Source organism: Streptomyces sp. ID05-39B (assembly GCF_033794725.1).
Taxonomy (GTDB): domain Bacteria; phylum Actinomycetota; class Actinomycetes; order Streptomycetales; family Streptomycetaceae; genus Streptomyces; species Streptomyces bobili.
This window is the reverse complement of record NZ_JARGEF010000207.1, coordinates 1-14,706: the sequence shown is the minus strand read 5'-3', so window position 1 is coordinate 14,706 and position 14,706 is coordinate 1. Positions and strand designations below refer to the sequence as shown.

The following is a 14,706-nucleotide window of genomic DNA, read 5'->3' as shown; positions in this document are numbered from 1 at the left end:
CCGGTCGATCGCGATCTGCTCGGCGACGTCGACGTGCTCACAGCCGCCGTAGTAGCGGCGGCCGGGGTAGCCCTCGGCGTACTTGTTGGTCAGGACCGAGCCCTGCGCCTCCATGACGGCGAGCGGAGCGAAGTTCTCCGAGGCGATCATCTCGAGCGTGGACTGCTGGCGGCGCAGCTCGCCGTCGAGCGCCGCGGCGATCTCCGGGTCGAGCTCGTGCAGGGGCGTGTTCAGGACAGACATGCGTCGTGTGACCTCTCAGCCGGCGATGAAGGCGGTGTACTCGTCGGCGGAGAGCAGCTCTTCCGGCTCGTCCGTGACGCGCACCTTGAACAGCCATCCACCCTCGAAGGGGGCGGAGTTCACCAGCGCCGGGTCGTCCACGACGTCCTGGTTGACCTCGACGATCTCGCCGGTGACCGGTGCGTACAGCTCACTGACCGACTTGGTCGACTCGAGCTCGCCGCAGGTCTCGCCCGCGGTCACGGTGGCACCGACCTCGGGGAGCTGGACGAAGACCACGTCGCCGAGCGCGTTGGCCGCGTGCTCCGTGATGCCGACCGTCGAGACGCCGTTCTCGGCGCCCGACAGCCACTCGTGCTCCTTGCTGTAGCGCAGCTGCTGGGGGTTGCTCATGGTCTGAATTCTCCTGTACGCGGGGGAGTGCTGATGAATGGGGGCGAACGGGGGACTGCTGGAAACGCACGTGAGCAGCGCGCATGTGCGCAGGGTCACGCGCGCGGACCTCGGCCCGGTCTGTCGGCCGGGCCGTACGTCAGTCTCTACTTCTGGCGCTTGTAGAACGGCAGAGCCACGACCTCGTACGGCTCGTGGCTGCCCCGGATGTCCACGCCGACACCCGGCGTGCCCGGGGTCGCGTGGACGGCGTCGACGTACGCCATCGCGATCGGCTTGCCCAGGGTGGGGGAGGGGGCGCCGGAGGTGACCTCGCCGATCACCTCGCCGCCCGCGACCACGGCGTACCCGGCGCGCGGGACACGACGGCCCTCGGCGACCAGGCCGACCAGGACGCGCGGCGGGCTCGTGGCGGCACGCTCGGCGGCCTGCGCGAGAGCCTCGCGGCCCACGAAGTCGCCGTCCTTGTCGAACTTCACGACCCGGCCGAGGCCGGCGTCGAAGGGGGTCAGCGCGGTCGACAGCTCATGGCCGTACAGCGGCATGCCCGCCTCCAGGCGGAGCGTGTCCCGGCAGGACAGGCCGCAGGCGATCAGGCCGACGCCCTCGCCGGCCTTCGTCAGGGCCTGCCACAGCTCGACGGCGTGCTCGGGCTTCACGAACAGCTCGAAGCCGTCCTCGCCGGTGTAGCCGGTACGGGCGATCAGCGCGGGGACGCCGGCGACGGTGCCGGGCAGGCCGGCGTAGTACTTGAGCCCGTCGAGGTCGGCGTCGGTGAGCGACTTCAGGATGCCGGGGGACTCGGGGCCCTGGACGGCGAGCAGCGCGTAGGCGTCGCGGTCGTCGCGGACCTCGGCGTCGAAGCCCTGGGCGCGCGGGGTCAGCGCGTCCAGGACGACCTGGGCGTTGGAGGCGTTGGCGACGACCATGAACTCGGTGTCGGCGAGCCGGTACACGATGAGGTCGTCGAGGATGCCGCCGGCGGCGTCGCAGATCATGGTGTAGCGGGCCCGGCCCACGCCCACGGCCGCGATGTTGCCGACCAGGGCGAAGTTCAGCAGGGCGCCGGCCTCCGGGCCGGTCACGGTGATCTCGCCCATGTGCGAGAGGTCGAAGAGGCCGGCCCGGGTGCGGACGGCGATGTGCTCGTCGCGTTCGGAGCCGTAGCGCAGCGGCATGTCCCAGCCGGCGAAGTCGGTCATGGTCGCGCCGAGCGAACGATGCAGGGCGTCGAGGGCGGTGTGGCGGAGCGGGGTACTGCTCATCGGGCGTTCGTCTCCCAGGGCGATGGGGGTACCTCCCGCGCGAGCGAAGTCGTGCGTGGGGGAGGCGAGGTCGTTCCTCCCCATCTGTCATCGGGACCTGAGAGGTTCGCCATGACCGTCCGCGGAGGGTTCGGTCACGGGTTGCACCTTGGGTGGAGCCACGGTGTGGTGACTCGCTTTTCAGATGTGCCTCGCCCACGCGGTAACGGTGCCTGAGAGATTCAAGGGAGGGACTTGCTCCTTCGGCGCCCCAGCGAAACTGTCGGTGGGGACTCTCCCGCGCGGATTCAAACGGCCGGTATGCAGTTGGCGCGGCCATCATCGCACGCCACGCCCGATCACGGCAGGCCGCATCTGTAACCGGCCTGTGGCGGTAAGCGCATGAAAACGCAAGACAGCGCGCATTACCTTCTCTTTACGCTCAACGGGGAGAAGACTTGTCTGACCCCAGGGGAGGACGATCACGGTGAACAGGACCACGGGACTCGGGACCGGCCCGGCACTCGCCGCCGGCCCGGCGCTCGCACTGCCCGCGCAGCCGCACGCCCCGGCCAGGGAGGCGTGCGGCGCACCGCCCGCCCCGGTCGTCCGCGATCTGCGCGACAGGGCCGGCCACAGCCCGCACGGGCTGCTGTTCGGGCCCCGCGACCTGGTCGTGGTCACCGGACTGCCCGGCAGCGGCAAGTCGACACTGATGAAGCGCGCGGTGACCGGCACCCGCATCGACTCCCAGGACACCCGCGACCGCTGGGACGCCCGCATGCCGCGCGCCCTGCCGTACGCCCTCTACCGTCCCCTCGTCCGCCTCGCGCACTACGCCGGTCTGCGCCGCGCCCTGCGCACCGGCGGGGGCGTCGTCGTCCACGACTGCGGTACGCAGGCCTGGGTGCGCGCCTGGCTGGCCCGCGAGGCCCGCCGCCGTGGCGGCACCCTGCACATGGTGCTGCTCGACGTCACGGTCGGCACCGCCCTGGAGGGCCAGCGCGAGCGCGGCCGGGGCGTGTCCCGGTACGCCTTCCGGCGCCACCGCCGGGCCGCCTCCCACCTGCTGCGCGCGGCGGAGAAGGGCCGCCTCCCGGAGGGCTGCGGTTCGACGGTCCTCCTGGACCGGGCCGCCGCCGACACCCTCCGCCGCATCGGCTTCACGGGCTGACCGGCCAGGGCCCTGCCCGGAAGCGGCTACCGGCCTCCGGCCAGGGCCCTGCGGCTACCGGCCTCCGGCGAACGCCCACGGGCGATCGTCCGCGGCCCCTGGCCACTGCCTCCAGCCTCCGGCCACCGACCGTTCATGGACCCGTGGGCACCGGCCACCCGCCTGCGGCCTGCGGCCACCGCCTCCGGCCACCGCCTCCGGCCTGCGGCCACCGCCTCCGGCCTGCGGCCACCGCCTCCGGCCACCGCCTCCGGCCTGCGGCCACCGCCTCCGGCCTGCGGCCACCGCCTCCGGCCTGCGGCCTCCGGCCACCGCCTCCCCACCGAGCCGGTGGCCGTGGGCTCGGCCCCGCTTCCGTACCCGATAGCCTTTTGAGCCACATCCAGTGGTTCCCAGCAGGCGGTAGGCAGATGGACTTCCCCCCGGCGGACTTCCCCGCGGACTTCCCGGCACAGGCGCACCCCCATTCGCACGGCGGATGGCCCGGCAACGAGCTGGAGGAGGTGCTCTCCGCCTCCCTCGGCGTGCCTGCGGCGGGGGGTCGGATCGTGGAGGTGCTCGGCCGCAGCTTCCTCTGGGTGCCGCTGCCCGGCGGGGGCGGCCCGCACAGCGGTCCGCTGGACCTGCCCACGCTGGAGCTGGAGGGGCAGGCGTACGTGCCCGTGTTCAGCTCTGAGGAGCAGCTCCGGCAGGTCGTCGGCGCGCACATGTCGTTCACCATCGCCCCGGCCGTCGAGTTCGCCCGTGGACTGCCCCCGCAGGTCGGCATCCTGGTGAACCCGGACGGCACGGTCGGCATCCCGCTGCCCCCGACGGCCGTGGCCGAGCTGTGCCGGACCGGCCGCACCCCGCTGGACGGACCGGCGAGCGGTGGGCGCGTCCGGCTCCACGAGCCCGACTGGCAGCACGACCCGGTGGACTTCCTGTCCGCGGCCTCCGCCGAGTTCGAGGCGATCGGCGTCGTCCTCACCGCCCGCCGCTGCCTCGCCGCGGTGGAGACGGCCGACCCGGTGATGTTCGTCGGCGTCGAACTCTCCCAGTGGGAGGGCGATCTGCGGGCGCTCCCCCTCGCGGCCCTGGAAAGGGCCCTCGGCCGGGCCCAGGCGCCCTGGCCGGTCAACCTCGTCCTGCTCGACGTCACGGAGGACCCGGTGGCCCGGTGGCTGAAGGACAACGTGCGGCCCTTCTACTCCAGGGTTCACTGAACTCGCCAACCCGTAATGGGGCGTTCTGTAGCGGTTTGCGACATCGCCGCGCGAGCCCGGCGGGCGGCCCTCGGTCCGGCCTCGCCGGCGACGGACAACCCGGCCCCTTCGGGCCCCCGTTGTCGGCGAAGAGACCTTCAGGGCCTGCAGTTCGGAACAGGCAGGGCTCGCGTGCCCTGGTACCGCACCTCGCCGGGTTGTCGTCGGTCCCCAGGGCTGCGCCCTGACTCCCCCCTCCGCCCAGCGATGTACGGCACCGGACGCCGCTCCCTGATCCGGCCTGATCCAAACGGCAGGCCCTAAGCTGGTCTCCCGAAAGCGGGGCAACTTTTCGAAGGGGCGGTACAGGTGAGCGCCAGCGGCATCGCGGCCGGGCAGGTCGAGCACATGCTGCGCCAGGTGACCCCCGGGCGCTACGACGCCTACGAGGCTCTCCTGCGCGCCCTCGCCACCCCGGGCACCGGTCAGGTGTGGATGCTGCTGTGGCACGGTCAGGCCGGTTCTCCCGACGCCCAGTACGGCACGATGGAGGTCGAGGGACACGGCTACGCCCCCTGTGTCACCTCCGCCCAGGAGCTGTCCGCGAGCGGCTGGAACCGGTCGTACGAGGTGGTCGACGGGCTGGACGTGGCCCGCACCCTCTACCCCGACCACTACGGCCTCTGGCTGAACCCGCACGCACCCGGCGGCGGCGTCGGCATCCCCTGGCTCGACCTGCGGCGGATCGCCACCGGCCTGGACCGCCAGCCGGCCGGGCCGCTCCGGCTGTCCGAGCCCGCCATCGAGATCCCGCAGTTCTACGCCCTGCTCGCGCAGAACGCCCACCGCACCCCCGCCCTGCGCTCGCTGCGCCGCGCCTGGGTCCAGCCGGCCGTCGGCGCGCCCTACCTCGCCCTCGGGCTCGACGTCTACGACACCTCGCCGCAGGCCGTCGACGCGGTGCGGGGGATGATGCAGCAGTCCATCGGCGCGGTGCCGGACGGGCTGCCGGTCTCCACGGTCACCATGAGCGACGACTACGACCCGGTCGTCCTGTGGATGCGTGCCCACGCCCGCCCCTTCTACGACCGCGAGGCGCACGCCCCAGCGGCCCCGCCGGCCCCGGCTCCCGCGAGTGGCTACGGTTTCCCGCCGGCCGGTCGTTTCTGATGCGCACCGTCGCGTGTCCCCTCTGGACGACGCAGTGAATCTGCGCGCGTAGATCAAGGCGGTAAGTCCCTTTTTGGGGTGCTCTGCCCCAACTCGCACCTGTCCGCCCCTCGTTACCCACCGTCCGGATAACGGATTCCTCCTGAGAGCATCACGTTTGCGCATCCTTTCCCCGTCAAGTCTGGCTACAGATCGCCAAAGCGTTGAAGACTCCCGCATCAGGGGTGCTTTCGCCCCTGTGTACGACGGACTGATCACGCCGCTACAGCGGCAAGTGTGGGCCGGCTACCGCCGGTTGAGAGGGGTCCCTGCCAGATGACGGCACCATTGCACGAGCCGACCGCGGAAGCGGCCCCGAGCCCGGCCGAGGAAGCGACGGCGGTCACCGCCGACGCAAAGGCCGTACAGGGCCGTTCCCTGGGTCGGATCGCCTGGGAGCGCCTGAAGCGGGACAAACTCGCCCTGAGCGGCGGCATCGTGGTGCTGCTCCTCGTGTTGGTCGCGCTGTTCGCCCCGATGATCACCTCGATCCTCGGCCAGGACCCGAACGAGTATCACGAGAACCTCATCGACCCGCTGTTCGGCACCCCCACGGGTTCCCTCGGCGGCATCAGCGGCGAGCACCTGCTGGGCGTCGAGCCCGTCAACGGCCGCGACATCCTCGCCCGCATCCTCTACGGCGCCCGGATCTCGCTGCTGGTCGGCTTCCTGTCGGCCGTCGTCGCCGTGATCCTCGGAACCGTCCTGGGCATCCTCGCCGGATTCTTCGGCGGCTGGGTCGACTCGGTCGTCAGCCGGGTCATGGACGGTCTGCTCGCCTTCCCCCAGCTGCTGTTCATCATCGCGCTGGTCTCCGTCATGCCGAACGACCTGCTGGGCCTCACCGGCTCCAACGTGCGGGTCTTCGTGATGATCCTGGTCATCGGCTTCTTCGGCTGGCCCTACATCGGACGCGTGGTGCGCGGTCAGACCCTCTCCCTGCGAGAGCGCGAGTACGTGGAGGCCGCCCGATCGCTGGGCGCCGGACGGCTGTACATCCTGTTCAAGGAACTGCTGCCCAACCTCGTCGCCCCGATCGTCGTCTACACCACGATGATGATCCCCACCAACATCCTCACCGAGGCGGCACTCAGCTTCCTGGGCGTGGGCGTCAAGCCGCCCACGGCCTCGTGGGGGCAGATGCTGTCGAGCGCGATCGACTACTACGAGTCCGACCCCATGTACATGGTGGTCCCGGGCCTGGCGATCTTCATCACCGTGCTCGCCTTCAACCTCTTCGGCGACGGCGTGCGGGACGCGCTGGACCCGAAGGCGTCCCGCTGAGCCGCACCCAAGCCTCCCGTGGCATCCACACGGGGTCTCTCATCACATCCGGAGGATCCGACATCGTGACTACCCAACGCACCTCAGGGCGGCGGAAGCAGGCATTTGCCGCTGCTGCCGCGGTCGCCGCGCTGCTGACCACGGCGGCGTGCGGCGGCGGTTCGGACGACGGCGACAACGGCTCGAAGACCGGTGCCGCCGGCTTCGACGCCGCGAACAACAAGGTCGCCCAGGCCGACCTGGCCAAGAAGGGCGGCACGCTGAAGTTCGGTGCCGCACAGGACGCCGACTCGTGGGACACCACGCGTGGCTACTACGGCATGATGTGGAACTTCGCCCGCTACTACAGCCGCCAGCTGGTCACGAACAAGGCCGAGCCGGGTGCCGCGGGCGCCGAGGTCACTCCGGACCTCGCCACCGAGACCGCCAAGGTCACGGACGACGGCAAGACCTACACGTACACCCTGCGTGACGGCATCACGTGGGAGGACGGCAAGCCGATCACGTCCAAGGACGTGAAGTACGGCATCGAGCGCGTGTGGGCGCAGGACGTGCTGTCCGGTGGTCCGACGTACCTGAAGGACGTCCTCGACCCCAAGGGCGAGTACAAGGGTCCCTACAAGGACACCTCGGCCGACAAGCTCGGTCTGAAGGCCATCGAGACGCCTGACGACAAGACCATCGTCTTCAAGCTCCCCGTGGCCAACTCGGACTTCGAGGAGATGCTGGCCCTGGTCTCCGCGTCGCCGGTCCGCCAGGACAAGGACACCAAGTCCAAGTACGGCCTCAAGCCGTTCTCCTCGGGCCCGTACAAGTTCGCCTCGTACAGCCCGGGCAAGGACCTCAAGCTGGTCCGCAACACCGAGTGGAAGCAGGCCTCGGACCCGATCCGCAAGGCCTACCCGGACGAGATAACGATCCAGTTCTTCTCGGACGCCAACCAGCTCGACCAGCGTCTGCTCAGCGGTGACCTGGACCTCGACCTGAACCAGACCGGCATGTCGCCGCAGGGCCGCACCACCGCCCTGAAGCAGCACAAGGGCAACCTGGACAACCCGGTCTCCGGTTACGTCCGCTACGCGGTCTTCCCGCAGAGCGTCGCGCCGTTCGACAACGTCGAGTGCCGCAAGGCCGTCATCCTCGGCGCCGACCACGTGTCGCTCCAGACCGCGCGTGGTGGCCCGGTCGCCGGTGGCGACATCGGCACCAACATGCTGCCCCCGTCCGTCCCCGGCGCCGAGGGTCAGAAGTACGACCCGTACAAGCTCGCCACGGACAACAAGAGCGGCAACGTCGCCGAGGCCAAGGCGGCCCTGAAGGCCTGCGGCAAGCCGAACGGCTTCTCCACCACCATCGCGGTCCGCAACAACAAGCCGGTCGAGGTGGCCACGGCCCAGTCCCTCCAGGCCTCGCTGAAGAAGATCGGCGTCACCGTCGAGATCGACCAGTACGACGGCTCGCAGACCGCCGGCATCATCGGCAGCCCTTCGAACGTGAAGAAGAAGGGCTACGGCATCATCATCATGGGCTGGGGTCCGGACTTCCCGTCCGTCCAGGGCTTCGGTCTCCCGCTGTGGAGCAGCAAGTACATCTCCGAGAGCGGTAACAACAACTACGCGCTCATCAAGGACAAGGCGATCGACGGCCTGTTCGACCAGTACGTCACCACCCTCGACGACGCCGGCAAGACCAAGATCGCCACGGAGATCAACCACAAGGTGATGGAGGGCGCGTACTACCTGCCCTTCGTCTTCGAGCGGTTCATCAACTGGCGCTCGGACAACCTGGCGAACGTCTACACCACCGACGGTTACAGCGGTCAGTACGACTTCGTCAACCTCGGTCTGAAGAACCCGAAGAAGTAGTCCCGGCACACCCGCCGAACGGCACGAAAGGCAGGTGAAGGCCGGCGCAGCGGGAGCGCGGGCCACCGGAAGACCTCCGGTGGCCCGCGGTCCGCGGCGGGCCGAGAGCTGTGCTCGCTTACCTCATCAGGCGGCTGTTCGCCGCCGTAGTGATGCTTGTGGTCATCGTCATGGTGGTCTTCGGCATCTTCTTCCTCATCCCCAAGTGGGCGGGCGTCGACATCGCCCTGAGCTTCGTGGGCAAGCAGGCCGACCCGGCCGCGGTCGAGGGTGTGCGCGAGAAGCTGGGTCTGGGCGACCCGATCTACGCCCAGGTCTGGGAGTTCTTCAAGGGGATCTTCGCCGGCCGCACCTACACGGGCGGTGGCGACTCCATCCAGTGCGCCGCGCCCTGCTTCGGCTACTCCTTCCGCAGCGAGCAGGCCGTGTGGCCGGTGCTGACCGACCGCTTCCCGGTGACCCTGGCCCTCGCGCTGGGCGCAGCCGTGCTGTGGCTGATCCTCGGCGTCTCGGCGGGTGTGCTCTCCGCTCTCAAGCGGGGCAGTCTGTGGGACCGCGGCGCGATGGTGATTGCGCTGTCGGGCGTCTCCCTCCCGATCTACTTCACCGGCATGGTCGCGCTGTCGATCTTCGTGTACGGACTGGACCTGTTCGACGGCCAGTTCGTCCCGCTGGACGAGAGCTTCTCCGGCTGGTTCGGCGGAATGATCCTGCCGTGGATCACCCTGGCGTTCCTGTACGCGGCGATGTACGCCCGCATCACCAGGGCCACCATGCTGGAGATCCTCGGCGAGGACTACATCCGCACCGCCCGCGCCAAGGGCCTCAAGGAGCGGACCGTCATCGGCAAGCACGCCATGCGCTCCACCATGACGCCGCTGCTGACCATGCTGGGCATGGACCTCGGTGCCCTCATCGGCGGCGCGATCCTGACCGAGACGGCGTTCAACCTTCCCGGCCTCGGCCAGGCGGTGCTCAACGCCATCAAGAACCAGGACCTGCCCATCATCCTGGGCGTCACCCTGATCACTTCCCTCGCGGTGCTCGTCGCCAACCTCGTGGTGGACATCCTGTACGCCGTGATCGACCCCCGAGTGAGGCTCACATGACCGACCTCAGCAAGAGCGGAGCGGCTGTGGGCGAACCCACCGCCGCCTCGCCCGCGCCGAGCGCCTTCCTCGAAGTGCGCGACCTGAAAGTGCACTTCCCGACCGACGACGGGCTGGTCAAGTCCGTCGACGGGCTCAGCTTCCAGCTGGAGAAGGGCAAGACCCTCGGCATCGTGGGCGAGTCGGGCTCCGGCAAGTCGGTGACCTCGCTCGGCATCATGGGGCTGCACACCGCCGGCCAGTACGGCAAGCGCAAGGCCCAGATCTCCGGAGAGATCTGGCTGGACGGCACCGAGCTGCTGTCCGCCGACCCGGACCACGTACGCAAGCTGCGCGGCCGTCAGATGGCGATGATCTTCCAGGACCCGCTGTCGGCGCTGCACCCGTACTACACGATCGGCCAGCAGATCGTGGAGGCGTACCGCATCCACCACGACGTCGACAAGAAGACGGCCAAGCGCCGCGCGGTCGAGATGCTCGACCGGGTGGGCATCCCGCAGCCGGACAAGCGGGTGGACAACTACCCGCACGAGTTCTCCGGCGGCATGCGCCAGCGCGCGATGATCGCGATGTCGCTGGTGAACAACCCCGAGCTGCTCATCGCGGACGAGCCGACGACCGCCCTGGACGTCACCGTCCAGGCGCAGATCCTCGACCTGATCCGCGATCTCCAGAAGGAGTTCGGCTCCGCGGTCATCGTCATCACCCACGACCTGGGCGTCGTCGCCGAACTGGCCGACGACCTCCTGGTGATGTACGGCGGCCGGTGCGTCGAGCGCGGCCCCGCCGAGAAGGTGTTCTACGAACCCCGTCACCCCTACACCTGGGGTCTGCTCGGCTCGATGCCGCGACTCGACCGCGACCAGCAGGAGCGCCTGATCCCGGTCAAGGGCTCCCCGCCCTCCCTGATCAACATCCCGTCCGGCTGCGCCTTCAACCCGCGCTGCCCGTACGCGGACCTCCCGAAGGACAACGTCACCCGCACGGTCCGCCCGGAACTGGCCGAGGTCGGCAGCCGGCACTGGGCCGCCTGCCACCTGGGCAAGGAGCAGCGGGAGCGTATCTGGACCGAAGAGATTGCGCCGAAGCTGTGAGTGACGACAAAGCGGTGACCATCCCCGCGCAGACCACCGGCGAGCCGAGCGGCGGCGCCGCCACCCTCACCAAGGACGCCGCCCCCGGCGAGGTCCTGCTGAAGGTGACCGGGCTCAAGAAGCACTTCCCGATCAAGAAGGGCCTGCTTCAGCGGCAGGTCGGCGCCGTGCACGCGGTGGACGGCATCGACTTCGAGGTCCGCTCCGGCGAAACCCTCGGCGTGGTCGGCGAGTCCGGCTGTGGCAAGTCCACGATGGGCCGGCTGATCACCCGGCTGCTCGAACCGACCGGTGGCACGGTCGAGTTCGAGGGCAAGGACATCACGCACCTCGGCGTCGGCGCCATGCGTCCGCTGCGCCGCGACGTGCAGATGATCTTCCAGGACCCGTACTCGTCGCTGAACCCGCGCCACACCATCGGCACGATCATCGGCGCTCCCTTCAAGCTCCAGGGCGTCACGCCCGAGGGCGGCATCAAGAAGGAAGTGCAGCGGCTGCTGTCGGTCGTGGGTCTCAACCCCGAGCACTACAACCGCTATCCGCACGAGTTCTCCGGCGGTCAGCGCCAGCGCATCGGCATCGCCCGCGCGCTCGCCCTGAACCCCAAGCTGGTCGTCGCGGACGAGCCGGTCTCCGCGCTGGACGTGTCGATCCAGGCCCAGGTGGTGAACCTGCTCGACGACCTCCAGCAGGAGCTGGGCCTGACGTACGTGATCATCGCGCACGACCTCTCGGTCGTCCGGCACGTCTCGGACCGGATCGCGGTGATGTACCTCGGCAAGATCGTCGAGCTGGCCGACCGCGAGCTGCTGTACAAGTCGCCGATGCACCCGTACACCAAGGCGCTCATGTCGGCGGTGCCGATCCCGGACCCGCGGCGCAAGAACGCCAAGAGCGAGCGCATCCTGCTCAAGGGTGACGTGCCCTCGCCGATCTCGCCGCCCAGCGGCTGCCGGTTCCACACCCGGTGCTGGAAGGCGACGGAGATCTGCAAGACCACCGAGCCGAAACTCGTCGAGCTGCGGCCGGGCCAGCAGGTCGCCTGTCACCACCCGGAGAACTTCGCGGACCAGGCTCCGCAGGACATCGTCCTGCTGACCGCCGCGAAGGAGGCGGCGGAGCTGGTGGCCGACGAGGTGCTCGCCGAGTCGGCACAGACGTCGGCGGCCGTGGCGGCGGAGGTGGCGGAGGTGGCGGAGGCCGAGGCTGAGGCTGAGACCCCCGAGGTCCCCGAGGCTGAGGCCCCCGAGGCGGACGCCCCCGAGGCCGCGGCTTCCGAAGAGGAGCCTCCTGCCAAGGAGAAGTAGGCAGCAAACGAGCCCCTGCCTTGCAATGTAAGGCAGGGGCTCTGTGCTGGGTGAGAATAGTAAGGTGCTCCAGCAACTCTTCAGCCCATCCGTCCAGCACACGCTCGACCTGATCGGCATCTTCGTCTTCGCGATCTCCGGCGCGCTGCTGGCCGTGCGGAAGAACTTCGACGTCTTCGGCATCGCCGTCCTCGCCGAGGTCACCGCGCTGGGCGGCGGCATCTTCCGGGACGTGATCATCGGGGCCGTGCCGCCCGCCGCCTTCACGGACCTGGGTTACTTCCTGACACCGCTGTTCGCCGCCCTCCTCGTCGTCTTCCTGCACCCGCACGTGGAGCGCATCCAGTCCGGCGTGAACGTCTTCGACGCGGCCGGCCTCGGGCTGTTCTGCGTCTCGGGCACGGTGAAGGCGTACGACCACGGCCTGGGCCTCACCGCCTCGGCCGCCCTGGGTCTGGCCACCGCCGTCGGCGGGGGTGTGCTGCGCGACGTCCTCGCCAACGAGGTGCCCTCACTGCTGCGCTGGGACCGCGACCTCTACGCGGTCCCGGCGATCGTCGGCGCCACGATGGTGGCGGTCTGCCTGCGCTACGACGTCCTCACCCCCGTGGCCAGCGGCGTGGCCGCACTCACGGCCTTCGTCCTCCGGCTGCTCGCGATGCGGTTCCACTGGCGAGCGCCGCGTGCGTGGAACCGTCGCTCGACGGTGCGGGAGGAGTAGCCCCGCCGGCCGCGTCCCGCCGGTCGAGCCGGGTGGTCGGCCGGTGGAAGACGGGCGCGACCTGGGGGCGCCCGCAGCGCCTTGTTGTGACCGCCCGCGCTCTTGGGGAGGTGGGACGACGTGCACGGTCGTCGGGGGGCCTTCGCCGCGCCGCTGGAGGGCCAGGCCCGCCTCGTACCCGTCGTGCGGCTGGCCGGAGACGTACAGCGCGACGGCGGGCGGGGCGGAGGCCCCGCGCAGCAGCAGGCAGGGGTCGTTGGCCCGGCGCAGAGCCGGGTTCTGCGCGGTGAGCGAGTCGCGCCCGCCGATCGGGTCGTTGTGGTGGCTTCAGGAACGGAGTCCCGGTCAGGCTCCTGCCCGTGCAGCGGGAAGACAAAGGCCTGAGGTCTACGGACGAGTGCGGATGCCCACCGGGAAATCGCCCGCCCGCTCCTCACCTGGGTGCGCCGGACGGGCTGGGCGAGGAGGAAAGAGAAAAGCTACCGCTTAGTAATTGCCTGTTGTACCGTTCATGCATGCCTGAAGCAGCCATCGCCCCCGCCGCCCTCGGCGACAGCGAGTTCGACCGGGACACCGCCGTCACCCTCCGCGAGCCCGGTGTGTACGACACCGACCTCTCGGCCGGCTGGACCATCTTCGGTGCCGTCAACGGCGGCTATCTGCTCGCCGTGCTCGGCCGCGCTCTCGCCGACGCCCTGCCGCACGGCGACCCGTTCACCGTCACCGCGCACTACCTGAGCGCCTCACGCCCCGGCCCGGCCGTCGTCCGCACCGAGCCCGTCCGCGCCGGCCGCACCCTCTCCACCGGCCAGGCCTCCCTCTTCCAGTACGACGAGGAGGGCCGCGAAGTCGAACGGATCCGCGTCCTCGCCTCCTACGGCGACCTCGACGCCCTTCCCGACGACGTCCGCACCTCCGCGAAGCCGCCCGCCTTCGCGCCGATCGGCCAGTGCTTCGGACCCGAGGACGGGCCGGCCCCCGACGCCGACCAACAGCCCATCGCCGAACGGCTGATGCTCAAGCTCGACCCGTCCACCGTCGGCTGGGCGCTCGGACAGCCCTCCGGCAAGGGCGAGATGCGGGCCTGGTTCGGGCTCGCCGACGGCCGTGACGCAGACCCGCTCTCCCTGCTGCTCGCGGTGGACGCCCTGCCGCCCACCGCCTTCGACCTCGGCGTCGTCGGCTGGGTCCCGACGATCGAGCTGACCGTGCACGTCCGCTGCCGCCCGGCCCCCGGCCCGGTGCGCGTCTCGCTCACCACCCGCAACCTCGCGGGCGGTTTCCTGGAGGAGGACGGCGAGGTGTGGGACAGCCAGGACCGGCTGGTGGCACAGTCGCGCCAGCTGGCCCGCGTACGGCTGGCCTGACGGCCGCCCCGGTCGGGCACCGGCGCGGCGCGGCGAGCGTCGCACGCTTGAGCCGCGCTTTACCCGATGGACAGGCGGCGGACAGGGCGGTCCCAGGCAAGCCCCAAGCGGCGTTGGTTGAGTGGCGGTCTCAGACCTTCCTCATCCCTTCTGGAGCTGTCTCTCATGAAGCGTGCGCCGACCATGCCGGTACGTCTCCTCCCCGCGGCCGCCCTGCTGGCGCTCACGCCGTTCGCCCTGGCGGCCTGCGGCTCGGGCGACTCGGCTTCGTCGAACGGCGGCGCGAGCGGGCAGGAAGCCTGCCAGGGGCCTGGTGGGGCGCCGAGCGGGATGCCCGGCGGGCGGTCGAGCGGGGTGCCTTCGGGGGCGCCGTCCGGTGCGCCTGCCGGGGCGTCAGCCGGGGCCGTGGCCTCGGGGGCCCCGACGGGTGCCCCCACCGGCAGCGCGGCCGGGGTACCCACCGGCGCGCCGACCGCTGTTCCCTCGGGTGCGCCGAGTGGCGGGTCCGGTGG

Annotated in this window: 12 protein-coding genes, 1 pseudogene and 1 riboswitch; of the genes and pseudogenes, 10 read left to right on the top strand and 3 right to left on the bottom strand. The window is 70.4% G+C overall.

Going from position 1 to position 14,706, the window contains the following annotated elements; translation table 11 throughout:
- From P1P75_RS31770 to gcvT, 3 genes and pseudogenes are all read right to left on the bottom strand, one after another.
- Positions 1–243: pseudogene (locus tag P1P75_RS31770) on the bottom strand (serine hydroxymethyltransferase); the annotation flags it as partial.
- Between the two features lie 15 nt (positions 244–258).
- Positions 259–636: a glycine cleavage system protein GcvH gene (gene gcvH / locus P1P75_RS31765; protein ID WP_150472860.1), complete on the bottom strand. Its 378-nt coding sequence runs from the start codon at positions 634–636 to the stop codon at positions 259–261.
- Between the two features lie 146 nt (positions 637–782).
- Positions 783–1,901 (bottom strand): glycine cleavage system aminomethyltransferase GcvT, encoded by a 1,119-nt coding sequence (gcvT, locus tag P1P75_RS31760; protein ID WP_319262097.1) that lies wholly within the window; start codon positions 1,899–1,901, stop codon positions 783–785.
- A 190-nt stretch (positions 1,902–2,091) separates the two neighbouring features.
- A riboswitch (glycine riboswitch) is annotated at positions 2,092–2,191 on the bottom strand.
- A 176-nt stretch (positions 2,192–2,367) separates the two neighbouring features.
- On the opposite strand from gcvT, the gene P1P75_RS31755 reads away from it, so the two are divergent.
- From P1P75_RS31755 to P1P75_RS31710, 10 genes are all read left to right on the top strand, one after another.
- Complete coding sequence (locus P1P75_RS31755) at positions 2,368–3,054, top strand: AAA family ATPase (RefSeq protein WP_319262094.1); 687 nt, start codon at positions 2,368–2,370, stop codon at positions 3,052–3,054.
- 410 nt (positions 3,055–3,464) lie between these two features.
- Positions 3,465–4,259: an enhanced serine sensitivity protein SseB gene (locus P1P75_RS31750; RefSeq protein ID WP_319262092.1), complete on the top strand. Its 795-nt coding sequence runs from the start codon at positions 3,465–3,467 to the stop codon at positions 4,257–4,259.
- 348 nt (positions 4,260–4,607) lie between these two features.
- Positions 4,608–5,408 carry an enhanced serine sensitivity protein SseB C-terminal domain-containing protein gene (locus P1P75_RS31745; RefSeq protein WP_319262089.1) on the top strand — a complete coding sequence of 267 codons (801 nt, stop codon included), beginning with the start codon at positions 4,608–4,610 and terminating at the stop codon, positions 5,406–5,408.
- Positions 5,409–5,723: 315 nt separating this feature from the next.
- A complete protein-coding gene (locus P1P75_RS31740) occupies positions 5,724–6,731 on the top strand; it encodes an ABC transporter permease (RefSeq protein WP_319262087.1) in 1,008 nt (335 codons plus the stop codon).
- Between the two features lie 65 nt (positions 6,732–6,796).
- Positions 6,797–8,596, top strand: coding sequence for an ABC transporter substrate-binding protein (locus P1P75_RS31735; protein ID WP_319262084.1), 1,800 nt, complete (start codon positions 6,797–6,799; stop codon positions 8,594–8,596).
- Positions 8,597–8,706: 110 nt separating this feature from the next.
- The gene (locus P1P75_RS31730; RefSeq protein WP_086770627.1) at positions 8,707–9,705 is read left to right on the top strand and encodes an ABC transporter permease; all 999 of its coding nucleotides are present in this window, start codon (positions 8,707–8,709) and stop codon (positions 9,703–9,705) included.
- On the top strand, positions 9,702–10,799 hold the full coding sequence (locus P1P75_RS31725; RefSeq protein ID WP_073497465.1) for an ABC transporter ATP-binding protein: 1,098 nt from the start codon (positions 9,702–9,704) through the stop codon (positions 10,797–10,799). The genes P1P75_RS31730 and P1P75_RS31725 overlap by 4 nt, the downstream gene beginning before the upstream one ends.
- Positions 10,796–12,106 carry a dipeptide ABC transporter ATP-binding protein gene (locus tag P1P75_RS31720; protein ID WP_319262080.1) on the top strand — a complete coding sequence of 437 codons (1,311 nt, stop codon included), beginning with the start codon at positions 10,796–10,798 and terminating at the stop codon, positions 12,104–12,106. The genes P1P75_RS31725 and P1P75_RS31720 overlap by 4 nt, the downstream gene beginning before the upstream one ends.
- Positions 12,107–12,170: 64 nt before the next feature.
- Positions 12,171–12,827, top strand: a complete 657-nt coding sequence (locus P1P75_RS31715) for a trimeric intracellular cation channel family protein (protein WP_319262077.1) — start codon at positions 12,171–12,173, stop codon at positions 12,825–12,827.
- Positions 12,828–13,342: 515 nt separating this feature from the next.
- Positions 13,343–14,194, top strand: coding sequence for a thioesterase family protein (locus tag P1P75_RS31710; RefSeq protein ID WP_319262074.1), 852 nt, complete (start codon positions 13,343–13,345; stop codon positions 14,192–14,194).
- Positions 14,195–14,706 lie beyond the last annotated feature (512 nt).